The organism is Agromyces sp. MMS24-JH15 (genome assembly GCF_043518605.1).
In the GTDB taxonomy this organism is placed as follows: Bacteria; Actinomycetota; Actinomycetes; order Actinomycetales; family Microbacteriaceae; genus Agromyces.
In genome coordinates, this window is sequence record NZ_CP171358.1 from 3926525 (window position 1) to 3947749 (window position 21225).

Below are 21225 nucleotides of genomic sequence, written 5' to 3' on the forward strand. Positions count from 1 at the left end.
TCCTCGCGGCCGCCGCTCCGGGACCTCCCGGCGGCGGCCGCGTCGCGTTCCGGGCGCGCCGCGGTCGCGACGGTCGGCGCGGGTTAGCATGGTGCTCCCATGACCGGCGACTGGCATCCCGAGCTCGACAACGACGACGGCGCCCCGGTCCGCGGCGAGCGGCACCGGCGGATGCTCCGCTTCGTCGTCCTCGTGGCCCTCGGCGCGATGGTGCTGCCACTCGTCCTGTCGGGCTACGGCGTCGCGGTCCGCGCGGCCGCGCAGGCGTGCGCCCTCACCGTCGCGGCGTTCGACACGTCGTCGACGGGGTCGCGCATCGAGTTCTCGCTCGCGGGCCGCGGCGGGCCGGGTTGGCTGTGCTTCGCGGATGCCCCGTCGGGCGAACGCCTCGTCGCGAACCTCGGGATCATGCCGGGCGGCGTCCCGCCCGGCGTGCGCGGCGTCGCGACCTGACGGCGCGGAGCGCCCGGCCGACCTCGGCCCGGCGCGGAGCGCCCGGCCGACCCTCCCCCGGCGGTCAGCCCCCGTCGGTCAGCCCTCGTCGATCAGCAGCCGGTTGCGCACCTCGCGGCGCAGCACCTTGCCGATGAGCGACTTGGGCAGTTCGTCGACGCGCACCACGCGCTTGGGCACCTTGTACGGCGTGAGTGTGTCCCGCGCGAACGTGCGGATCGCCTCGGGGTCGAACTCCGCGCCGTCCGCGACGACCACGACCGCGACGACCTGCTCGCCCGAGTGCGCGTCGGGAAGGCCGACGACCGCGGCATCCTCGACGGCGGGGTGGCGCCTCAGCACGTCCTCGACCTCGCTCGGCGACACGTTGAAGCCGCCCGTGATGATGAGCTCCTTGATCCGGTCGACGATCGTCACGAACCCGTCGGCGTCGATCCGGACGATGTCGCCCGTGCGGAACCACGGCACGCCGCCGTCGGGGTCGTCGACGAAGACGGCCTCGGTCTCCTCGGGCTTGCGCCAGTAGCCCGTGAACACCTGCGGCCCGCGGACCACGAGCTCGCCGGGCTCGCCCGGTGCGACATCCGTCATCGGGTCGTCGGGGTCGACCGCGCGCGCCTCGGTCGACGGCAGCGGCAAGCCGACCGTGCCGGCCCGGCGCGTCGGCGCGACCGGGTTGGCCATGAGCACGGGCGAGCACTCGCTCAGGCCGTAGCCCTCGACGAGGTAGCCGCCGCTGCGCTCCTCCCAGGGCTCCACGACATCGGCGGACAGCGGCATGGCGCCCGAGATCGCGATCTGGATGCCCCGCAGCGACACGCCCTGCGCGTCGGCCGCCTGCGTGAGCCGGCTGTAGATCGGCGGCACCGCGGGCAGGAAGGTCGCCGGACGCTTCTTCACGACCGGGAGGATGAGGTCGGGGTCGGGCTTGGGGAACAGCACGAGCCTGGCGCCCATGCTCATCGCGAACGTGAGGCAGAGCGTCAGCCCGTAGGCGTGGAACATCGGGAGCACCGCGTAGACGACCGACGTGCCGCGCTGCACCTCCGGCACCCACGCGCGCGCCTGCGCGGCGTTCGCGAGCAGGTTCGCGTGCGTGAGCACCGCGCCCTTCGGGTTCCCGGTGGTGCCCGAGGTGTACTGGATGAGCGCGATGTCGTCCGCGGTCGGGCGGTGGATGTGCGACGAGATCGGCTCGGCCTTCGCGAGGGTCTCCCACGGCGTGGTGCCGCGGACCTTCGTCGTGAGCGCCTGCCGCGACTCGCGGGCCTTCGCGATCGGCAGCTTGAGCGCGAACCGCGTGGCGAAGGGCATCGCGCGGGTCACGTCGACCGACACGATCGTGCGGACCGCGACGTCGCGCGGGAACCCCTGGATCGTCTCGACGACCTTGTCCCACGCGATGACGACCTTGGCGCCGTGGTCCTCGAACTGGTGGCGGAGCTCGCGCGGCGTGTACACCGGGTTGTGCTCGACGACGATCGCGCCGAGGCGCAGGATCGCGTAGAACGCCACGATGTGCTGCGGGCAGTTCGGGAGCACGATGGCCACCGGGTCGCCCGCCTGGACGCCGAGGAGCCGCAGCCCCTCGGCCGCCCGCTCGATCTGCTCGCCGAGCTCGGCGTAACTCGTCGACCGGCCGAAGAACTCGAGTGCGGCGTGGCCGCCGTACCCGGCGACCGATTCGCGGATCAGGTCGTACAGCGAGCCGTCCGGCTCGGCGACGTCGGCGGGCACGCCGTCGGCGTAGCTGGCGAGCCAGGGGCGGGGGGTCGTGATGTCGGTCATGTCCATCCCTCCCGGTCGGATCAGGCGGCGCCGTCGAACATGCTCGTGACCGATCCGTCCTCGAAGATCTCGCGGATGGCTCGAGCGAGCAGCGGCGCGATCGGCAGGACGTGGAGGCGGTCCCACCGCTTGTCCTCGGGGATCGGCAGCGTGTCCGTGACGACCACGCGGTCGATGACGTCGGACTGCAGGATCTCGACCGCGGGCGGCGAGAACACCGCGTGCGTCGCGGCGACGACGACGCCGATGGCGCCGGCCTTCTTGAGCGCCTCGGCGGCCTTCACGATCGTGCGGCCGGTGTCGATGAGGTCGTCGACCAGGAGGCAGACGCGGCCCTCGACCTGGCCGACGATCTCGTGCACCGAGACCTGGTTCGGCACGAGCGGGTCGCGGCGCTTGTGGATGATGGCGAGCGGCGCGCCGAGCTTGTCGCTCCAGATATCGGCGACGCGCACGCGGCCCATGTCGGGCGAGACGACCGTGAGCGTGTCGGGGTCGAGCGAGTTCTTGAACTCCTGGAGCAGCACCGGCATCGCGAACAGGTGGTCGACGGGGCCGTCGAAGAAGCCCTGGATCTGCGCGGCGTGCAGGTCGACCGACATGATGCGGTCGGCGCCGGCTGCCTTGAAGAGGTCGGCGACGAGGCGCGCCGAGATCGGCTCGCGGCCGCGACCCTTCTTGTCCTGTCGGGCGTACGGGTAGAACGGGGCGACCACCGTGATGCGCTTCGCGGACGCGCGCTTCAGCGCGTCGACCATGATGAGCTGCTCCATGAGCCACTCGTTGATCGGCGCGGCGTGCGACTGGACCACGAACGCGTCCGCCCCGCGCACGCTCTCGTCGTAGCGCGCGTAGAGCTCGCCGTTCGCGAAGGTGCGGGCGTCGGTCGGCACGAGTTCGATGCCGAGTTCGTCCGCGATCTCCTCCGCGAGCTGGGGGTGCGCACGTCCTGACACGAGCACGAGGCGTCTCGATCCGGCGGTCTCCATGCCCGACATGTGTGCTGTCCTTCCCACCGGCCGAGGCCGGGTCAGTCGACGTCCTCCCCGGACCCTGCGCGGGCTGCTGCCTCGGCGGCAGCGGTGCCCGGCCGGTTGGCCGCGACCCACCGATCGATGTTGCGCTGAGGTGCGACGTTCACCGCGAGAGCGCCCGGCGGGACATCCTTTCGGACGACCGTGCCTGCCCCCGTGTACGCACCGTCACCAATCCTAACGGGCGCGACGAACACCCCGTGCGACCCGGTGCGCACGTGCGACCCGATCTCGGTGCGGTGCTTGTTCACGCCGTCGTAGTTCGCGGTGATCGAGCCGGCGCCCACGTTCGACTCGACGCCGATCTCGGTGTCGCCGATGTACGACAGGTGCGGCACCTTGCTGCCCCGGCCGATGGTCGCGTTCTTGGTCTCGACGAACGTGCCGATCTTGCCGTCGGCGCCGAGCACCGTGCCGGGACGGAGGAACGCGAACGGGCCGACGGACGCCCCGGCGCCGATGACCGCGAGCGTGCCGTCGGTGCGCTTCACCTCGGCGCCCGCGCCGATCTCGCAGTCCACGAGCGTGGTGTCGGGGCCGACGACCGCGCCGGTCTCGACGACCGTCGCGCCCTTGAGCTGCGTGCCGGGGCGGATCACGGCGTCCGGCTCGAGCCGCACCGCGAGGTCGATCCACGTGGTCGCGGGGTCCTCGATCGTGACGCCCGCGAGCTGCCAGCCGCGCACGATGAGCGCGTTGAGGCGCGCGGCCGTCTCGGCGAGCTGGGCGCGGTCGTTGACCCCGGCGACCAGCCACGGCTCGGACACCGGGACCGCCTCGACCTCGCTGCCCGCGGCGCGGAGCAGGCCGATGATGTCGGTGAGGTACTTCTCGCCCTGGGCGTTCTCGGTCGTGAGGTTCGCGAGCTGGTCGCGCAGCGCCCCGGCGCCGAACGCGTAGACGCCCGCGTTCACCTCGTCGATGAGCCGCTCGGCGTCGTCGGCGTCCTTCTGCTCGACGATCCGGTCGAACGCGCCGTCGACGTCGCGGACGATGCGGCCGTAGCCGTTCGGGTCCGCGAATCGCGCCGAGAGCACGGATGCCGCGACGCCGCGGTCGCGGTGCCGGCCGAGGAATCCGAGCAGCGTGTCGGCGTTCAGGAGCGGCACGTCGCCGTTCAGCACGAGCACGTCGCCCTCGAAGCCGCCGGGAAGCGCCCCGATCGCCTGCTCGACCGCGCGGCCCGTGCCCGGCACCTCGTCCTGGTCGACGATCGCGCTGCCGGGCAGCTCGATTTCGACGGCCGCGGCGACCTGGTCCCGCTCGTGGCGGACCACGGTGATCACGGTCGCCGGGTCGAGGGCGCGCGCGGTCGCGAGCACGTGCGCGAGCATGGGCGCGCCGGCCAGCGGATGCAGCACCTTCGGGAGGGTGGACTTCATGCGGGTGCCCTGCCCGGCGGCGAGGACGATGACGGCGAGGTTCTGATCGGTCATGCTCCGCCACCAGGATTCGAACCTGGTCCTCACAGCTCCAAAGGCTGTCGTGCTGCCGTTACACCATGGCGGACCGCGCGACTCTGGAGACGGAATGCCCATGGGGCATCCGTCGCCCGCCGCGCCGCCCTCAAGTCTGCCACCTGCCATGATGACGGGATGACCGACAGCGACGAGGTGGACCGGATCGTCGGGGACTGGGAACGCGAGCGCCGCGACCTCGATTTCGCGCCCCTGCAGGTGTTCTCCAGGGTCGACCGGCTCTCGAAGCACCTCGACCGCGCGCGCAAGCACGCGTTCGCGCAGTCCGGGCTCGAGTCGTGGGAGTTCGACGTGCTCTCGGCGCTGCGCCGGGCCGGGTCGCCGTACCGGCTGTCGCCGAAGGCGCTGCTCCAGCAGACCCTCGTCTCGAGCGGCACGATGACGAACCGGATCGACCGGCTCGTGCAACGCGGCCTCGTGAGCCGCCAGGAGGACCCGAACGACGGGCGGGGCATCCTCGTCGAGATGAGCCGCGAGGGGCTGATCCGCGTGGACGCGGCCATCACCCGGCTCGTCGACGCCGAGGAGTCGCTGCTGAGCGGACTCCCCGGCGCCGAGCAGAAGCGCCTCGCGGGGCTGCTGCGCAAGCTCAGCCTCGGATTCGACTGAGCACCCCGGTCGTTGAGCGAGGGAGCGGAGCGAGCGAGTCGAAACGCGCCATGGTGGCCGTTTCGACTCGCTCCGCTCGCTCAACGCCCGGTGGACCGCAGCCCGGCCTACCGCCGCATGACCTTCCGCGCCAGCCAGTTGCCGAGGTACTGCACGACCTGCACGAACACGACGATGAGCAGCACTGCCGCCCACGTGACGGCGGGTTCGAACTGGCGGTAGCCGTAGAGCTGCGCGAAGTAGCCGAGGCCCCCGCCGCCGATGAGGCCGGCCATCGCCGACATGTCGATGATCGCGACGAGCACGAACGTGTAGCCGAGGATCAGCGGGCCGAGCGCCTCGCCGATCACGACCGTGCCGAGGATCCGCCAGGGCCCGGCGCCCATCGAGCGCGCGGCCTCGATCACGCCGGGCCGCACGGTGAGCAGGTTCTGCTCGACGATGCGCGCGATCGCGAACGACGCGGCGAGGGAGAGTGCGAAGATGACCGCGTTGATGCCGATGCCGGTGCCGATCACGAGCCGGGAGACCGGCTGGACCGCCGCGATGAAGATGATGAACGGGATCGGCCGGAAGAAGTTGATCACGATGTTCAGCGTGTTCGAGACGGCCCGGTTCGGCAGCAGGCCGCCGCGACGCGTGACGTACAGGCCGGTGCCGAGCACGAGCCCGCCGAGGCCGCCGAACAGCAGCGTGAGCGCGACCATGTAGAGGGTCTCGATCGCCGCCTTCCAGAACTCGGGCTGCAGGTCGATGAGGGCGTCCATCAGCGTGCCTCCGACAGCTCGACGTAGGTGGAGAGGTGGGCGAGCGCGGTGTCGACCGAGGCATCCTCGCCCCGGACCGCGAGCGTGAGGTGCCCGAACGCGCGGCCGCGGATGTCATTGATGCCGCCGTAGACGAGCTCGAAGTCGAGCCCGGCCTGCGCGAGGTCGAGGAAGACGCGCGCCTGCGACGCGTCGCCGTCGCGGAACGAGACCGTGACGATGCGGCCGTCGTGCCGCTCGCGGAGCACCGCGAGCTCGGCCGGCGACGGGATGCCCTTGACCACGGTCGAGACGAACTTCGCAGATGCCTCGTGCTCCGGCCGCGAGAACACCCGGTACACGTCGCCCGCCTCGATCACCCGGCCGCCGTCCATCACGGCGACCTTCGTCGCGATCGACTGGATGACGTCCATCTCGTGCGTGATCACCACCATCGTGACGCCCTGCTCCTCGTTCACGCGCTTGAGGAGCGAGAGCACCTCCTGCGTCGTCTCGGGGTCGAGCGCGCTCGTCGCCTCGTCGGCGAGGAGGATCCGGGGGCGCGTCGCGAGCGCGCGCGCGATGCCGACGCGCTGCTTCTGCCCGCCCGAGAGCTGGTCGGGGTAGGCGTCGGCCTTGTCGACCAGGCCGACGAACGCGAGCAGCTCGTCGACGCGGTCGCGGATGTCGGCCCGCGCCCAGCCCGCGACCTTCAACGGGTACGCGACGTTGGCGCGCACGGTCTTCGCCTCGAACAGGTTGAACTGCTGGAAGATCATGCCGATGCCGGCGCGCACCTCGCGGAGCTCGCGCTCGGCGAGCGCGCCGAGCTCGCGTCCGTCGATGCGGACGGCACCCGCGGTGACGGGCTCGAGCGCGTTGATCAGGCGGACGAGCGTCGACTTGCCCGCGCCCGAGTAGCCGATGACGCCGTACACGTCGCCCGCCTCGATGTCGAGCGTGACGTCGTCGACGGCGACGACCGGCTCGCCGCCGCGGACGGCGGGCGGGTACGACCTGGTGACGTTGGCGAGGCTCACGAGAGCCATGGGGTGTTCCTTTCGGGGGCGGGGTGTTCGGGGCACCCGGGAAACGCGGCGAGGCGGTGCGCGTCATGCGCACCGCCTGCCGTGGATCCCAGGGTAGGTCAGCCCTGGTGCTCCTTCGTGTCGGCCTCGACCGTCGCGAGCGAGTCGACGAGGTCGGCGACCGGGGTCGTGAGCAGCACCGCGGTGCCGCCCGAGGACTCGAGCAGGCCATCCTGCACCGCCTGCGTCTCCTGGAAGATCTTGACGAGCTTCAGGTAGGTGGGGTTGTCGGCGTCCTCGGCGCGCGCGGCGAAGATGTTCACGTACGGCAGCGCGTTCGGGTCGCTGGGGTCGTCCTTCGCGATCGCGTCCGAGAAGGTGAGGCCCGCGTCCTCGACGAAGTCGTTGTTGATGATCGCGGCGGCGACGTCGGGCAGCGAGGTCGGGGTGAGGGATGCCTCGAGCGTGGTGACCTTGACCTTCGACTTCGCCTCGTCGATGTCGTCGAGGCCGGCGAAGATCGAGCCGCCGTCCTTCAGGGTGACGAGGTCGTTCGACTGCAGCACGAGGAGCGCGCGGGCGAGGTTGGCGTCGTCGTCGGGCACGGCGACGGTCTCGCCGGCGGGGATGTCCTTCACCGACTCGTACTTCGTCGAGTAGAGGCCGAGCGGGTAGATCGCGGTCGAGCCGATCGGGACGAGGTCCTCGCCGGACGACACGTTGTAGCCGGCCAGGTACACGATGTGCTGGAACTGGTTGAGGTCGAGCTCGCCCTCGGTGAGCGCGGGGTTCGGCTGCGTGTAGTCGGAGAAGTCGACCAGCTCGACCGTGATGCCCTCCTCGGCGGCTGCCTCGACGAACGGCGCCCACTGCGGGTCGCTCTTGCCGACGACGCCGATCTTCACGACCTCGTCGCCGCTGCCGGCGCCCTCGGCGCTGTCGGCGCTCGCGGACGAGCACGCGGCGAGGCCCGCGAGGAGCGGGACGACCGCGGCGGCGGCGAGGATGGAGCGGAGGCGGGGACGGGGCATGGCGGATCCTTTCGGGGTCGGCACGCGGGATCGGGCGCTCGTGTGCGCAGGGACGACATGGCTCCGCCAGGGAGGGTTCTCGGTGGGGCGTCGATGCCGCGATCGCGGGTACCCCTCGACCCTACGTGAAGGATCTACGCGCGCCGGACGCCGGTGACGCACCGCGTCACAGATCCTGCGGGATCAGGACTCCAACGCCTCGGATACTTCGAGCCAACGCGTCTCGAGGTCGGCCACGGACCCCTCGAGGGCCGAGAGCTCGTCGCCGAGCGCGCCGAGCCCGACGTAGTCGGACTGGTCGTGCCGGGCGAGTTTCTCGTGCTGCGCGACGATCTGGGACTGCAGCTTCTCGAGGCGCCGGTCGAGCGAGGCGAGCTCCTTCTCGGCCGCGCGTCGGTCGGCCCCGGCGAGCGCGGGAGCGACGGATGCCCCGCCGGACGCGGACGCCGACGACGACGCGACGGCCGCGGCCGCGCCCCGGGACGACGACGACGACGACCCGGGCGCCCCGCCCGTGGCATCCGCTCGCTTCCGCAGCTCGAGGTACTGCTCGACGCCGCCCGGCAGGTGCCGCAGGTGGCCGTCGAGGATCGCGTACTGCTGGTCGGTGACGCGCTCGACCAGGTATCGATCGTGCGAGACGACCAGGAGCGTGCCCGGCCACGAGTCGAGCAGGTCCTCGATCGCGGCGAGCATGTCGGTGTCGAGATCGTTCGTGGGCTCGTCGAGGATGAGCACGTTCGGTTCCTGCAACAGGATCAGCAGCAGTTGCAGGCGGCGCTTCTGCCCGCCGGACAGGTTCTTCACCGGTGTCGCGAGCTGCGCGTTCGAGAAGCCGAGCCGCTCGAGCAGCTGCCCCGGCGAGAGCTCGACCGCCTTCGAGCCCGTGCCGACCTGGTAGCTCGAGCGCAGCTCGGCGACGACCGCGCTCACGCGGTGCTCGCTCCACTCGGCGAGCTCCGCGAGCTCCTGCGTGAGGGTCGCCACCTTCACGGTCTTCCCGCGCTTCACGCGCCCGCTCGTCGGCTCGACCGCGCCCGTGACGAGCCCCAGCAACGTCGACTTGCCGGCGCCGTTCACGCCGAGGATCCCGGTGCGCTCGCCCGGCGCGATCCGCCACTCGACGTCGCGCAGCACCGTGCGCGTGCCGCCGCCCGGCGCCGGGTACTCGACGCCCGCGTCGAGCAGGTCGACGACGTCCTTGCCGAGCCGGCTGACCGCGAGGCGGCTGAGCTCGACCTGGTCGCGCACGGGCGGCTCGTTCTCGATGAGCTGGTTCGCGGCGTCGATGCGGAACTTCGGCTTCGAGGTGCGCGCGGGCGCGCCGCGGCGCAGCCACGCGAGCTCCTTGCGCATGAGGTTCTGGCGCTTCGCCTCGGATGCCGCGGCCATCCGGTCGCGCTCGACGCGCTGCAGGATGTACGCCGCATAGCCGCCCTCGAACGGCTCGACGATGCCATCGTGCACTTCCCACGTGTCGGTGCAGACCTCGTCGAGGAACCACCGGTCGTGCGTGACCACCACGAGCGCGCCCTGGCCGGGCGCCCAGCGCTGCTTCACGTGCGCGGCGAGCCACGCGATGCCCTCGACGTCGAGGTGGTTCGTCGGCTCGTCGAGGAACAGCACGTCCCAGTCGCCGACGAGGAGCGCCGCGAGTGCGACCCGGCGACGCTGGCCGCCCGAGAGGTCGCCCACGCGCCCCTGCCACGGGACATCCGCCAGCAGGCCCGCGATCACGTCGCGCGCCTTCGCGTCGCCCGCCCACACGTGCTCCTCGATGCCGCCCACGACCGCATCCGCGACGATCGCCGACGGGTCGACCGTGTCGGCCTGGTCGAGCATGCCGATGCGGATGCCCCGCCGCTGCGTCACCCGTCCGGCGTCCGGCTCCAGCCGACCGCCCAGGAGCTTCAGCAGCGTCGACTTGCCGTCGCCGTTCCGGCCGACGATGCCGATCCGCTGCCCCTCGTCGAGCCCGAGGGTCACCTCGCCGAAGACGGTGCGGGTGGGGAACTCGAGGTGCAGGCGCTCGGCGCCCAGGAGATGTGCCATGACCCGACGAGCCTAGTCGGGCGCACCTGAACCCGAGGTGGAGGCGCATCGCGCCTCCAGCGGGCCCCGGAGATCCGCCATGACCCGACGAGCCTAGTCGGGCGCACCCGAACCCGAGGTGGAGGCGCATCGCGCCTCCAGCGGGCCCAGGAGATCCGCCACGACCCGACGAGCCCAGCCGGGCGCCCTGACCGGACGAGCCTAGCCGTGGACGATGCGCGCCCCCGGCACGGGCCCGTGGACGTGCAGCGCCATGTGCCGCGCGGCCGACAGCCCGACCTGCAGCTCGATCGCCGACTCGGCGTCGGGCGCGAGGAACGCGAGCGTCGGACCCGACCCCGAGACCATGCCGGCGAGCGCGCCGACGCTCTCGCCGAGGTCGAGCACGTCCTGCAGGCCCGGCGCGAGCCGGACCGCCGCGAACTGCAGGTCGTTCTGCAGGGATGCCCCGAGCCGGGCCGGGTCGCCCGCGCGGAGCGCCTGCAGCACCTCGGCGTCGACCGCCGGCGGACCGTCGGGCGCGGCGCCGGGCGCGAACGCATCGACGCCCTCGGCCACCCACTCCTCGCGCAGCACGTCGAGCTCGCGGTACACCGCGGGCGTCGACAGGCCGTGGTCGGCGGGCACGAGCACCCAGTGGAACGACCCCGTCGCGAGCGCCGGGCTCAGCCGGTCGCCCCGCCCGGTGCCGATGGCCGTGCCGCCCGCGAGCGCGAACGGCACGTCCGCGCCGAGCTGGGCCGCGAGTCGGTGCAGCTCCTCGCGCGGCAGCGCGGTGCCCCACAGCGCGTCGCACGCGACGAGCGTCGCCGCGGCATCCGCGGATCCCCCGCCCATGCCGCCCGCGATCGGGACCTGCTTCGAGATCTGGAGGTGGACGCCGCCCGGGACGCCCGCCGTGCGGGCGAGGAGCTTCGCGGCGCGCACAGCCAGGTTGGTCGGGCCGGTCGGGAGCCCGGACGTGTCGACCGGGCCGACGAACTCCACGGTGATCTCGTCGGCGGGCCACGCGCGCACGTCCTCGTACAGCGAGACGGCCTGGTAGGCGGTCGCGAGGTCGTGGTAGCCGTCGTCCTCCAGCGCGCCGACGCGCAGGAACAGGTTGATCTTGCCGGGCGCCCGGACGTGTACCGCCTCGTCGGTCGCCGCGATCGTCATGCCCCCACGCTAGCCGAGCACGCGACCCGGGAGACCGCGCAGCGCTGGCCTCGCCGCGATCGTCGTATGCCTGCAGGTCGCGATCGTCATGCCCCTCCGGCCGGTCCGGCTGCGACGGCAAGCCATCCGCGCAGCTCCGCCTTGGCCGCCTCGAGGACGTCGCCGTCCGGCATCCGCCCGCGCGTGAGCGTGAGCGACGCCCGCCCGGCGCTGACCTCGGTCGCGGTCGCGAGCACGAACTCGCGGCCCTCGAGCGGGAACCTGGCGGTCGGATGCTTCGCGGTGTCGTTGATCGCGAGCGGCGCGACGCCGGTCTCGCGCTCGACCACCTCGGCGAGCGCGCGGAGCGCGGCGACCTTCTCGAGCGGGACCGTGCGCGAGACGCTCACCTCCCACGTGCCGTCCTGCCGCTGGCCCGGCCGTCGGATGCCCCGCGACTGCTCGTACCCGACCGTGAGGTGCTGCGCCCACCACGGCTCGACCCCGTGCTCGACCACGAGCCACGCCGCGACGTCGCGGTGCCGCCACGTCGTGGCGTCCGCGGCGTCGAGCACGGCGAACCACTCGTCGCGCGGCCGGCCCGTCGCAGCGACGACGGCCTCCTCGCCCACGACACGGCCGCTGCCCGCGACGGATCCCCGCTCCCCCATGCGGCCAACCGTAGCGCGGCGGCTCAGCTCCGCGCAGCGCGCGCGATCCGCAGGAAGTCGCCGATCTCGAGCTGCTCGCCGCGCGCCTGCGGGTCGACGCCCGCACGCTCGAGCACCGCCGACGCCGCGGCCGACGAACCGCCGAGCACGCCCGACACCGACTGCCGGAGCATCTTGCGCCGCTGCTGGAACGCCGCGTCGATCACCTCGAACGTCGCCAGGCGCTCCTCCTCGGTCCCGGCCGGGTCGCCGGGCGGCGTGCGCCGGTCGAATCCGACGAGCACGGAATCGACGTTCGGCACCGGCCAGAACACCATCCGCGAGACCTGGCCGGCGATGCGCCAGTCGCCGTACCACGCCGCCTTCGCGCTCGGCCCCCCGTACACCTTCGAGCCGGGCCCGGCCGCGAGCCGGTAGCCGACCTCGGCCTGCACCATGACGACGCCCGACGCGAGCGACGGGAGGTGCTCGAGCAGGTGCAGGAGCACGGGCACCGAGATGTTGTACGGCAGGTTCGCGACGAGCCGCACGGGCGGGTCGCCCGGCAGCTCGGTCACCTTCATCGCATCGGCGTGCACGACGCGGAGGTCGGTGCCCGGTTGCATCACCGACGCGGTGTGCGGCAGCTGCGCGGCGAGCCGCCCGTCGATCTCGACCGCGGTGACGGATGCCCCGGCCTCGAGCAGCCCGAGCGTGAGGGAGCCGAGGCCCGGCCCGATCTCGAGCACGGTCTCGCCCCGTTGCACGCCCGCGGCCTGCACGATGCGGCGCACGGTGTTGCCGTCGTGCACGAAGTTCTGGCCGAGCTTCTTGGTCGGCGTGACGTCGAGGATGCCCGCGAGGTCGCGGATCTCGGCCGGGCCGAGCAGCCTCGGCTGCGACGGCTGGCCCGCGAGCTCGTGCCGGTGCATCAGGCCGCGCCCCCGTCGGCGCGCCCGGATCCCCCGCCGTCCACGGCGTCGTCGTCGGTCACGGGGTCATCCTGCCACGAGCCGTACACGCGGACCGTGTTCGACGCGAGGTCCGCGCAGAGCTCGTCGAGGTCGGCGCCCAGGACCTCGGCCATGAACCGCACGGTGTGCGGCACGAGGTAGGGCGCGTTCGGCCGCCCGCGGAGCGGGACGGGCGTGAGGTACGGGGCATCCGTCTCGACCAGGATGCGGTCGCGCGGCGCGACCAGCAGCGCCTCGCGCAGGTTCGCGGCGTTCTTGAACGTCACGTTCCCGGCGAACGAGAGGTACCAGCCCTCGGATGCCGCGAGCCGGGCGAGCTCCTCGTCGCCCGAGAAGCAGTGGAACACCGTGCGCTCGGGGGCGCCCACGCGTCGGAGCGTCGCGACGACGTCGTCGTGCGCGTCGCGGTCGTGGATCTGCAGCGCGCGGCCGTGCCGCTTCGCGATGTCGATGTGCGCCTCGAAGGCTCGGAACTGCGCGGGGCGGCCGTCCTCCCCCGTGCGGTACCAGTCGAGGCCGGTCTCGCCGATCGCGCGCACGCGCGGGCGCGCGGCGAGCTCGTCGATCACGGCGAGCGCGTCGTCGAGGGTTCCGGACGCCTCGAGCTCGGGCGCCTCGTTCGGGTGGAGCGCGACCGCCGCGAGCAGGCGCGGTTCGCGCTCGGCGACGTCGGCCGACCAGCGGCTCGTGGCGACGTCGGTGCCGACCTGTACCGCGCCCGCGATGCCGGCCGCGGCCGCGCGCTCGAGGTGCTCGTGGACGTCGAGCGGCAGCGCGCCGTCGGCGATCTCGAGGTGGGTGTGGTTGTCGTAGACCGGAACCGCGAGCGGCTCGGGCGCAGGCGGGTACTCGGGCGCCGGCTTGCCGTCGCGCGCGCCATCGGAGCGGGAGCGGAGGTGCTCAGCCACGCGACCCCCTGGTGGTCGAGGAGCGCCCGACGGAGTCGGACGCGTCTCGAGACCCCCTCACTCGGTCGCCTCGATGCGCGGGAACAGCGCCTCGAGCGTGCCGACCCGCTCGCCGACGGCCCAGTCGTACGCGAGGTCGATCCGCTGCTCCTGGACCGTCCCGGCGCCGCCGAGCGCGCTCCACAGCTTCGCGGTCGCCTTCGGCAGGACCGGCGAGAGCAGCACCGCGAGCGTGCCGAGGCCGTGGTAGGCGGTCGCGAGCACGGTCTCGAGCCGTTCGCGGTTCGCCGGGTCCTTCGCGAGCGCCCACGGCTCCTCGGCCGTGATGTAGCCGTTCAGCGCCTCGACGAGCTCCCAGACCGCGCCGATGGCCTCGTGGATCGCGGTCCGGTTCACGGCCGCCCACGAGGCATCCGTCGCGCGTCGCTCGATCGCGGCGATCTCGAGGTCGGCGGCCGACCGCTCGCCCGCCTGCGGGACGACGCCGTCGAAGTACCGGTTGACCATCGCGATCACGCGGGACGCGAGGTTGCCGAACCCGTTCGCGAGCTCGGCCTGGTAGCGGGCCGAGAGGTCCTCCCACGAGAACGAGCCGTCGTGCCCGAACGAGATCGCACGGAGGAAGTAGTAGCGGAACGCGTCCGACCCGAAGGTGTCGGTGATGTCGCTCGGCGCGATGCCGGTGAGCTTCGACTTCGACATCTTCTCACCGCCGACGAGCAGCCAGCCGTGGCCGAACACGCCGCGCGGGACCTCGAGGCCCGCGGCCATGAGCATCGCCGGCCAGATCACCGCGTGGAACCGGAGGATGTCCTTGCCGACGAGGTGCTGGGCGGGCCAGCGGCGCGCGAACTCGGCGTCGTCCTGGCCGTAGCCGGCGGCCGTGATGTAGTTCAGCAGCGCGTCGAACCAGACGTACACGACGTGCGACTCGTCCCACGGGACCTTCACGCCCCAGTCGAACGTCGACCGCGAGATCGAGAGGTCGCTGAGCCCCGAGCGGACCCAGCCGAGCACCTCGTTGCGCGCCGACTCGGGCTGCACGAAGTCGGGCCGCTCCTCGTAGAGGGCGAGCAGCCGCTCGGCGAAGGCCGAGGTGCGGAAGAAGTAGTTCTTCTCGTGCAGGAGCTCGACGGGCTTCGAGTGGATCGCGCAGACGAGCTGCCCCTCGTACTCGCCCGCGCCCGGCACGAGCTCGGACTCCTGCTTGTACTCCTCGCAGCCGACGCAGTAGTAGCCCTCGTACTCGCCCGTGTAGATGTGCCCGTCGTCGTAGAGCTTCTGCAGGAACTTCTGCACGTTGCGCTCGTGGCGCTCGTCGGTCGTGCGGATGAAGTCGTCGTTCGCGATGTCGACGGTCTCGAGCAACGGCTTCCACGCCTCCGCGACGAGCTTGTCGGCCCACTCCTTCGGGGTGACGTCGTTCGCGGTCGCGGTGCGCAGGATCTTCTGCCCGTGCTCGTCGGTGCCCGTGAGCATCCACGTGTCCTCGCCCGCCTGGCGGTGCCAGCGCGCGACGACGTCGGCGGCCACCTCCGTGTACGCGTGGCCGATGTGCGGCACGTCGTTCACGTAGAAAATGGGCGTGGTGATATAGAACGAGGAGGCTTGGGCCATGCCTCCAATCCTACGGGCGAGCGGATGCCCCGCCCGCCGCGTGACGGGCGTTCGAGCGCGGCGCGGCGCGGCGCGCTAGCCCGAGGGCTCCGAGTCGGCCGCGGATGCCGCGTCGGCGCGCTCCTCGCGGTGCCGACGCCGCACGCTGCCGTCGAGGATCGCGGCCGGCACGGCCTCCTCGACCTCGAGCTGGTCGTGCGGCGTCGGCACGCCGAGCGTGAGGTCCTGCTCCTTCAGCGCCGTCACCCGCACGTGCTGGCCGCGGTAGTCGACGATGCGCATGCCGAGCACGATCTTGCCCGGGGCGTCCCGGCGGTCGAGCGCGCGGTACGCGTCGCCGACCTCCGCGAGCGGGAAGACGTCCGCGATCGGGAGCCGCACCCGATGCTCGGCCACCGCCGCGACCACCCGCTCGAGGTCGTACCGGTCTCCCGGGTCGACGACGGTCGCCATGCCGCCCTCGACCGCGAGCCGGTCGAGCGTGGTCAGGGTGCGCGAGGCCGGCACGCCGAGGCGCGACGCCTCCGCGGCCTCGCCGCCCAGGAAGTCGAGGAACGCGGTCACGCGCCGTCCGCCGGCGGCGGTCGCCGCGGTCGACGCGCGGCCGGCGAGGTCCGGCCCGTAGGCGAGCGGGATGACGCCGAACTGGCGCAGGAAGTCGAACCGGGAGTCCGCCGACGTGCCGAGCACGGTCGCGCCGCGCAGCCGGGCGAACTGGGCCGCGAGGCAGCCGACCCCGCCCGCGGCGGCCGTCACGACCACGGTGTCGTCGGGCGTGAGCCCGAGGCCCTCCACGGCGCGCCACGCGGTGGTGCCCGCGACCGGGAGCGCGCCGGCGACCTCCCACGACACGCCGGGCGGGCGGCGGACGATGCGGTCCTCGCGCGCGACGACGTGGGTCGCGAGCCCGCCCCGGTCGACGCGGCCGATCACGTCGTCGCCGCGGTCGAAGCGGAGGACGTCGGGACCGGCCAGGACGACCGTGCCCGCGAACTCGCGGCCGGGCCGGCGTGGGAGGGATTCGTGGGGCACGGACTCGCCGCGCCGCTCGACGCTCTCGACGGGGTTCACGCCGGCCGCGAACACCTCGACGAGCACCTCGTCGGCGCGCGGCTCGGGCGTCGGGATCTCGACGACCTCGAGCACCTCGGGGCCGCCGTACGCGGCGTACTGGACTGCGTGGGCCATCTCGCACCTCCACGACCCGCGGGTCGTGCGCACGACCCGGCGGGCCGTCTCCCATTCTCCCCCGAACGGGCTCGGCGGCTCCCGATTCAGGACCCCTTGCGCGCGGCCAGCGCGGACTCGTACAGTTCGCGCCGGCCCAGTCCGGTCGCCGCGGCGACCTCGGCCGAGGCATCCTTCAGGCGCGCCCCTCCGTCGACGAGCGCGAGCACGCGCTCGAGCGCGCCCGCCGGGTCGGCGGCCACCACCGGCGCCCCGCCGACCACGATGCAGATCTCGCCGCGCACGCCGCCCTCGGCCCAGGTCGCGAGCTCGGCGAGCGTGCCGCGCCGGACCTCCTCGTGCAGCTTCGTCAGCTCGCGGCAGACCGCGGCCGGCCGGTCGGCGCCGAACGCGGTCGCGAGGTCGGCGAGCCCCTGCGCGAGCCGCGACGGCGCCTCGAAGAACACGAGCGTGCGCCGATCGGTCGCGAGCTCGGCGAGCAGGCGCGCCCGGTCGCCTCCTTTGCGCGGCAGGAAGCCCTCGAACGCGAACCGGTCGGTGGGCAGCCCCGAGAGCGCGAGCGCCGTGACCGGCGCGCTCGGCCCGGGGATCGCGGTGACCTCGACGCCGGCCGCGATCGCGGCCTGGACGAGGGGGAAGCCGGGATCGGAGACGGTCGGCATGCCGGCGTCGGTGAGCACGAGCACGTCGCCGTCGCGCGCGAGCTCGACGACCTCGCCCGCGCGCTGCCGTTCGTTGTGCTCGTGCAGCGCGAAGAGGCGCGGCCGGTTGGCGATGCCGAGGCCCGCGAGCAGGCGCTGGGTCACGCGCGTGTCCTCGGATGCCACGACCGTCGCGTCCTCGAGCGCCTGGCGCAGCCTCGCCGAGGCGTCGCCGAGGTTGCCGATGGGGGTCGCGCCGAGGATGATCATGCGTCCAGTCTGGCGCGCCCTGCTGGGCGACTGGCTTAAGGTTGGGCGCATGACTGCCGACCGGGACACCGCCGCCGTGCCCGTGCCGGCGCCCGTCGACGCCCGGGACGGCGACGAGGCCGAGGCATCCGAGGCATCCGAGGCATCCGAGCCATGGTTCGACCGCGTCGTGCGCGGCTCGCGGCTCGACGACCGGTGGGCGCGCCTGCTGTCGACCCCGCGGCGTCGGGCGCTCTGGTACTGGGGAGGGCCGATCGCGGTCACGCTGCTCGCGGCCGTGCTGCGCTTCTGGGACCTCGGCAACCCGCAGTCGCTCATCTTCGACGAGACGTACTACGTGAAGGACGCGTGGACGCTCTGGCACCTCGGCTACGAGGCGCGCTGGCCCGACGACTTCGACGGGAGCTTCGCGTCCGGCGACGTGATGGGGTTCCTGCAGGATCCCGCGTACGTGGTGCACCCGCCCCTCGGCAAGTGGCTCATCGGCCTCGGGATGGCCGCGTTCGGCGCGGGCGACGCGTTCTGGTGGCGCGCGACGACCGCGCTCGCCGGCACGATCGCGGTGTTCCTCGTGTCGGTGGTCGCCCGCCGGCTCATCGGCACGACGGTCATCGCGGTGGTCGCCGGCCTCCTGCTCGCGGTCGACGGCAACGCGATCGTGATGAGCCGGGTGGCGCTCCTGGACAACTGGGTCATGCTGTTCCTCCTCGTCGGCTTCTGGTTCGTGCTGCTCGACCGCGACCCGTCGCGCCGGCGGCTCGACGACCGCCTCGACCGCCTCCACGCGGCCGGCCTCGAACCCCACTACGGGCCCGTGATCTGGAACCGGCCGTGGGTGGTCGCCGCGGGCGTCGCGTTCGGCGCCGCGTGCGCCGTGAAGTGGTCGGGCGTGTGGTTCCTCGCCGCGTTCGGGCTGTACCTCGTCGCGGTCGACGCGCTCGCACGGCGGCGCGCGGGCCTGCCGTTCTGGCTCACGGGCGCCCTGCTCAAGCAGGCCCCGGCGACGTTCGTGCTGCTCGTCCCCGTCGCGCTCGTCGTGTACGGGGCATCCTGGGCGGGCTGGCTGCTCACCGACGGCGGGTACTACCGCACCTGGGCGCTCGACCCCGCGCACCAGGCGACCGGGCTGTTCGCCTGGGCGCCGCACTGGCTGCAGAGCCTGTGGTTCTACCACCAGTCGGCGTACACCTTCCACGTCGGGCTGCACGCGACGCACCCGTGGGCGTCGAACCCGCTCACGTGGCTCGTGATGGGCCGCCCGACGAACATGTACTACCGCGAACTGGACTGCGGCGGCTCGACGTGCGTCGCCTCGGTCATGGGCATCGGCAACCCGCTCATCTGGTGGGGCGGCACGATCGCGCTCGGCTACCTCGTGTACCGGTTCGCCCGGTACCGGCAGTGGCAGGTCGGGCTGATCCTGCTCGGCCTCGCGGCGTCGTACCTGCCCTGGCTCGCGTACATCGGCCGCACGGTGTTCCAGTTCTACTCGATCGCGTTCGAGCCGTACCTCGTGCTCGGGCTCGCGTTCGTGCTCGCGGTGATCCTCGGCACGCGCGACGACCCGTCCGAGCGCCGCCGGCAGGGCATCGCGATCGTCGCGATCTACGTCGGCGCGGTCGTGGCGGTGTCGGCGTTCTTCTACCCGATCTGGGCCGCGATTCCCATCGACCCGTTCTTCCGGCAGCTGCACTTCTGGCTGCCGAGCTGGGGCTGAGCCGGAGCCTGGGGTTGAGCCGGGGCCCGGGGTTGAGCCGGGGACCGCGGTTAAGCCGGGGGTCCGGGGCGAGGCCGAGGCGGGCCGGCCGTGCCGCGCGCGCTCAGGCGACGGCGAGCACGAGCTTGCCGGCGACCCGGCCGGCCAGGTGGTCGCGGACGGCGGCAGCGGCGTCCGCGAGCGGGACGACCCGCTCGACGGGCGCGTGCAGGCGGCCGTCGGCGAGGAGCCCGACGAGCGCCGCCAGGTCGTCCGCGTTGCGCACCGCGGCGAGCGGGGCCAGCCGTGCGTGCGAGAACGGCGAGCGGACGAGCGCGCCGATGAGCCGCGGGATCGGGCCGAGGAGGCCGTCGCCGCCGCCGGCCGAGAGCACGACCGTGCCGCCCCGGCGCACGAGCCGGGCGAGCTCGCCGAGCGACTGCGCACCGGCGAGGTCGAACACGGCGTCGTACGCGCCGTCGGGTTCGCCCGCGGCCCAGTCGCCCGCGCGGTCGAGCACGCGCGCCGCGCCCTGCGCGCGCACGTGCGCCGACTTCGACGCGCTGCAGACGCCCGTGACCTCGCACCCGGCCTCGACCGCGAGCTGCACGGCGTAGGATCCGACACCGCCCGACGCCCCGATCACGAGGACGTGCGGGCGTCCGCCGCCGCGAGCCCCGGTCGCGGTCGCGGTCGCGTCGGGCCGGTCGCCCGCGTCGCGCTCGTCGCCCGCGTCGCGCTGGTCACGCTCGTCACGCTCGTCGCGCTCGTCGCCCGGATGCCCCGGCGCGATGCCCGCGAGCCGGAGCCCCTGCAGGGCCGTGCCGGCCGAGACCGGCAGGGTCGAGGCATCCGCGAAGCCCATGCCCTCGGGAACCCGCACCGCGAACTCCTCGGACAGCACCGCGAACTCGGCCCACCCGCCCTGCGCGGATTCGCCGCACACGCGGTCGCCGACGGCGAATCGGGTGACGCCCGGCCCCACGGCGGCGACCGTGCCGGCGATGTCGCGCCCGACGGTCGGCACCCGCGGGCGCCGGAGCCCGAAGAACAGGCGCATGAGCTTCGGTTCGCCGCGCATCACGCGGACGTCGCCGGATGCCACGTCGGCGGCGTGCACCGCGACGAGGAGCTCCCCGGGCTTCGGCTGCGGCACGCCCACCACCTCGATCCCGAGCACGTCGGGTCCGCCGTAGCGGTGCTGCACGACCGCCCGCATCGCGGTGCGGACGCCCCGGTCCATGGTGCCGTCCATCTCGTTCACTCCCCCTCCGGCGGGAACTGGAACACGTCGTCGAGTCCCACGCCGAACACCCTCGCGATCTGGAACGCCAGTTCGAGCGACGGCGAGTAGCGTCCCTGCTCGATGGCGATGACGGTCTGGCGCGTGACGCCGATGCGCTTCGCGAGCTCGGCCTGCGTCATCTCGTCGTGGGCGAAGCGCAGCGCGCGGATCGCGTTGGTCACCCGGGTCGGCTTCACCATTCCTGGAACCCGCCCTGCCGGTAGGCGACGAGTCGCGTGACCGACGAGAGGATCGCCGAGAGCACGAAGCACAGGTAGATCGCGTTCGCGATCCAGAACCAGTCGAGCTCGAACCAGCACATGACCAGCGCGGCGATGGCGCCGATCACGACGAACGAGTTGCCGACGCGCTCGCCGGTGCGCTCGATCTCCCGGTCGCGCTGGTCGGCGGTGCGCCCCTCGCTCGGCCAGACGATCTCGAGCAGGATCCGCAGGACGATGCCGGCGAGGATCGCGCCGCCGATCGTCCAGACCATGGGCGCGACCCAGTCGACGTCGGTCGGCGCCGTGCCGGTCGCGAGCGGCGACAGCACCAGCCCGAGGTAGACGCCGTACCCGACGACGGCGATCACGAGGAACGACCAGACGCCCTTCTCCTCGTAGGACATGAGACCCTCCGG

20 protein-coding genes, 1 tRNA gene and 1 pseudogene are annotated in these 21225 nt (G+C 73.0%); 3 read left to right on the plus strand and 19 right to left on the minus strand.

The genetic code is table 11. The annotated features are described in order from the left end of the window. The first annotated feature begins 99 nt into the window (after nt 1-99). Nucleotides 100-453, plus strand: coding sequence for a hypothetical protein (locus ACDF64_RS17920; protein WP_394552701.1), 354 nt, complete (start codon nt 100-102; stop codon nt 451-453). A 78-nt stretch (nt 454-531) separates the two neighbouring features. On the opposite strand, the gene ACDF64_RS17925 is transcribed toward ACDF64_RS17920, so the two are convergent. From ACDF64_RS17925 to ACDF64_RS17940, 4 genes are all read right to left on the minus strand, one after another. Further along, nucleotides 532-2241, minus strand: a complete 1710-nt coding sequence (locus ACDF64_RS17925) for a long-chain-fatty-acid--CoA ligase (protein WP_394552702.1) — start codon at nt 2239-2241, stop codon at nt 532-534. Between the two features lie 20 nt (nt 2242-2261). Continuing rightward, nucleotides 2262-3239, minus strand: coding sequence for a ribose-phosphate diphosphokinase (locus ACDF64_RS17930; protein WP_394552703.1), 978 nt, complete (start codon nt 3237-3239; stop codon nt 2262-2264). 32 nt (nt 3240-3271) lie between these two features. Further along, nucleotides 3272-4711 (minus strand): bifunctional UDP-N-acetylglucosamine diphosphorylase/glucosamine-1-phosphate N-acetyltransferase GlmU, encoded by a 1440-nt coding sequence (glmU, locus tag ACDF64_RS17935; RefSeq protein ID WP_394552704.1) that lies wholly within the window; start codon nt 4709-4711, stop codon nt 3272-3274. Between the two features lies 1 nt (nt 4712). Beyond that, nucleotides 4713-4784, minus strand: a tRNA-Gln gene (locus ACDF64_RS17940). Between the two features lie 86 nt (nt 4785-4870). On the opposite strand from ACDF64_RS17940, the gene ACDF64_RS17945 reads away from it, so the two are divergent. Beyond that, complete coding sequence (locus ACDF64_RS17945) at nt 4871-5362, plus strand: MarR family winged helix-turn-helix transcriptional regulator (RefSeq protein ID WP_394552705.1); 492 nt, start codon at nt 4871-4873, stop codon at nt 5360-5362. 107 nt (nt 5363-5469) lie between these two features. Here the strand turns inward: ACDF64_RS17945 and ACDF64_RS17950 are convergent, their stop codons facing one another. The 12 genes and pseudogenes from ACDF64_RS17950 to rsmI form a co-directional block, all read right to left on the minus strand. Next, the gene (locus ACDF64_RS17950; RefSeq protein ID WP_394552706.1) at nt 5470-6129 is read right to left on the minus strand and encodes a methionine ABC transporter permease; all 660 of its coding nucleotides are present in this window, start codon (nt 6127-6129) and stop codon (nt 5470-5472) included. Further along, nucleotides 6129-7157 (minus strand): methionine ABC transporter ATP-binding protein, encoded by a 1029-nt coding sequence (locus tag ACDF64_RS17955; protein ID WP_394552707.1) that lies wholly within the window; start codon nt 7155-7157, stop codon nt 6129-6131. The genes ACDF64_RS17950 and ACDF64_RS17955 overlap by 1 nt, the downstream gene beginning before the upstream one ends. Nucleotides 7158-7255: 98 nt before the next feature. After that, the gene (locus ACDF64_RS17960) at nt 7256-8167 is read right to left on the minus strand and encodes a MetQ/NlpA family ABC transporter substrate-binding protein (protein WP_394552708.1); all 912 of its coding nucleotides are present in this window, start codon (nt 8165-8167) and stop codon (nt 7256-7258) included. 183 nt (nt 8168-8350) lie between these two features. Beyond that, the gene (locus tag ACDF64_RS17965) at nt 8351-9727 is read right to left on the minus strand and encodes an ABC-F family ATP-binding cassette domain-containing protein (protein ID WP_394555204.1); all 1377 of its coding nucleotides are present in this window, start codon (nt 9725-9727) and stop codon (nt 8351-8353) included. A 23-nt stretch (nt 9728-9750) separates the two neighbouring features. Further along, nucleotides 9751-10219 (minus strand): annotated as a pseudogene (locus ACDF64_RS17970) (ATP-binding cassette domain-containing protein); the annotation flags it as partial. Nucleotides 10220-10420: 201 nt separating this feature from the next. Next, entirely contained in the window at nt 10421-11377 is a 957-nt protein-coding gene (locus ACDF64_RS17975) for a 4-(cytidine 5'-diphospho)-2-C-methyl-D-erythritol kinase (protein ID WP_394552709.1), read from the minus strand. Between the two features lie 86 nt (nt 11378-11463). Continuing rightward, the gene (locus tag ACDF64_RS17980) at nt 11464-12027 is read right to left on the minus strand and encodes a DUF4287 domain-containing protein (RefSeq protein WP_394552710.1); all 564 of its coding nucleotides are present in this window, start codon (nt 12025-12027) and stop codon (nt 11464-11466) included. 23 nt (nt 12028-12050) lie between these two features. After that, nucleotides 12051-12938 (minus strand): 16S rRNA (adenine(1518)-N(6)/adenine(1519)-N(6))-dimethyltransferase RsmA, encoded by an 888-nt coding sequence (gene rsmA / locus ACDF64_RS17985; RefSeq protein WP_394552711.1) that lies wholly within the window; start codon nt 12936-12938, stop codon nt 12051-12053. Continuing rightward, a complete protein-coding gene (locus tag ACDF64_RS17990) occupies nt 12938-13888 on the minus strand; it encodes a TatD family hydrolase (protein ID WP_394552712.1) in 951 nt (316 codons plus the stop codon). The genes rsmA and ACDF64_RS17990 overlap by 1 nt, the downstream gene beginning before the upstream one ends. Nucleotides 13889-13945: 57 nt before the next feature. Next, nucleotides 13946-15505 (minus strand): methionine--tRNA ligase, encoded by a 1560-nt coding sequence (gene metG / locus ACDF64_RS17995; protein ID WP_394552713.1) that lies wholly within the window; start codon nt 15503-15505, stop codon nt 13946-13948. A 75-nt stretch (nt 15506-15580) separates the two neighbouring features. Beyond that, a complete protein-coding gene (locus tag ACDF64_RS18000; RefSeq protein ID WP_394552714.1) occupies nt 15581-16693 on the minus strand; it encodes an NADP-dependent oxidoreductase in 1113 nt (370 codons plus the stop codon). Between the two features lie 86 nt (nt 16694-16779). Next, nucleotides 16780-17604 carry a 16S rRNA (cytidine(1402)-2'-O)-methyltransferase gene (gene rsmI / locus ACDF64_RS18005; protein WP_394552715.1) on the minus strand — a complete coding sequence of 275 codons (825 nt, stop codon included), beginning with the start codon at nt 17602-17604 and terminating at the stop codon, nt 16780-16782. 49 nt (nt 17605-17653) lie between these two features. On the opposite strand from rsmI, the gene ACDF64_RS18010 reads away from it, so the two are divergent. Next, nucleotides 17654-19321, plus strand: coding sequence for a dolichyl-phosphate-mannose--protein mannosyltransferase (locus ACDF64_RS18010; protein WP_394552716.1), 1668 nt, complete (start codon nt 17654-17656; stop codon nt 19319-19321). 103 nt (nt 19322-19424) lie between these two features. On the opposite strand, the gene ACDF64_RS18015 is transcribed toward ACDF64_RS18010, so the two are convergent. From ACDF64_RS18015 to ACDF64_RS18025, 3 genes are read right to left on the minus strand one after another with little or no spacing between them, the layout of a single operon-like run. Further along, nucleotides 19425-20555: an NAD(P)-dependent alcohol dehydrogenase gene (locus ACDF64_RS18015; protein WP_394552717.1), complete on the minus strand. Its 1131-nt coding sequence runs from the start codon at nt 20553-20555 to the stop codon at nt 19425-19427. A 5-nt stretch (nt 20556-20560) separates the two neighbouring features. Next, complete coding sequence (locus ACDF64_RS18020; protein ID WP_394552718.1) at nt 20561-20785, minus strand: helix-turn-helix transcriptional regulator; 225 nt, start codon at nt 20783-20785, stop codon at nt 20561-20563. Further along, complete coding sequence (locus ACDF64_RS18025) at nt 20779-21213, minus strand: hypothetical protein (protein ID WP_394552719.1); 435 nt, start codon at nt 21211-21213, stop codon at nt 20779-20781. The genes ACDF64_RS18020 and ACDF64_RS18025 overlap by 7 nt, the downstream gene beginning before the upstream one ends. Nucleotides 21214-21225: the final 12 nt, after the last annotated feature.

Coding starts and splice junctions, on each gene's coding strand:
- ACDF64_RS17920 (WP_394552701.1), top strand. CDS start 100: ATGACCGGCGACTGGCATCCCGAGCTCGACAACGACGACGGCGCCCCG.
- ACDF64_RS17925 (WP_394552702.1), bottom strand. CDS start 2,241: ATGACCGACATCACGACCCCCCGCCCCTGGCTCGCCAGCTACGCCGAC.
- ACDF64_RS17930 (WP_394552703.1), bottom strand. CDS start 3,239: ATGTCGGGCATGGAGACCGCCGGATCGAGACGCCTCGTGCTCGTGTCA.
- glmU (WP_394552704.1), bottom strand. CDS start 4,711: ATGACCGATCAGAACCTCGCCGTCATCGTCCTCGCCGCCGGGCAGGGC.
- ACDF64_RS17945 (WP_394552705.1), top strand. CDS start 4,871: ATGACCGACAGCGACGAGGTGGACCGGATCGTCGGGGACTGGGAACGC.
- ACDF64_RS17950 (WP_394552706.1), bottom strand. CDS start 6,129: ATGGACGCCCTCATCGACCTGCAGCCCGAGTTCTGGAAGGCGGCGATC.
- ACDF64_RS17955 (WP_394552707.1), bottom strand. CDS start 7,157: ATGGCTCTCGTGAGCCTCGCCAACGTCACCAGGTCGTACCCGCCCGCC.
- ACDF64_RS17960 (WP_394552708.1), bottom strand. CDS start 8,167: ATGCCCCGTCCCCGCCTCCGCTCCATCCTCGCCGCCGCCGCGGTCGTC.
- ACDF64_RS17975 (WP_394552709.1), bottom strand. CDS start 11,377: ATGACGATCGCGGCGACCGACGAGGCGGTACACGTCCGGGCGCCCGGC.
- ACDF64_RS17980 (WP_394552710.1), bottom strand. CDS start 12,027: ATGGGGGAGCGGGGATCCGTCGCGGGCAGCGGCCGTGTCGTGGGCGAG.
- rsmA (WP_394552711.1), bottom strand. CDS start 12,938: ATGCACCGGCACGAGCTCGCGGGCCAGCCGTCGCAGCCGAGGCTGCTC.
- metG (WP_394552713.1), bottom strand. CDS start 15,505: ATGGCCCAAGCCTCCTCGTTCTATATCACCACGCCCATTTTCTACGTG.
- ACDF64_RS18000 (WP_394552714.1), bottom strand. CDS start 16,693: ATGGCCCACGCAGTCCAGTACGCCGCGTACGGCGGCCCCGAGGTGCTC.
- rsmI (WP_394552715.1), bottom strand. CDS start 17,604: ATGATCATCCTCGGCGCGACCCCCATCGGCAACCTCGGCGACGCCTCG.
- ACDF64_RS18010 (WP_394552716.1), top strand. CDS start 17,654: ATGACTGCCGACCGGGACACCGCCGCCGTGCCCGTGCCGGCGCCCGTC.
- ACDF64_RS18015 (WP_394552717.1), bottom strand. CDS start 20,555: ATGGACGGCACCATGGACCGGGGCGTCCGCACCGCGATGCGGGCGGTC.
- ACDF64_RS18020 (WP_394552718.1), bottom strand. CDS start 20,785: ATGGTGAAGCCGACCCGGGTGACCAACGCGATCCGCGCGCTGCGCTTC.
- ACDF64_RS18025 (WP_394552719.1), bottom strand. CDS start 21,213: ATGTCCTACGAGGAGAAGGGCGTCTGGTCGTTCCTCGTGATCGCCGTC.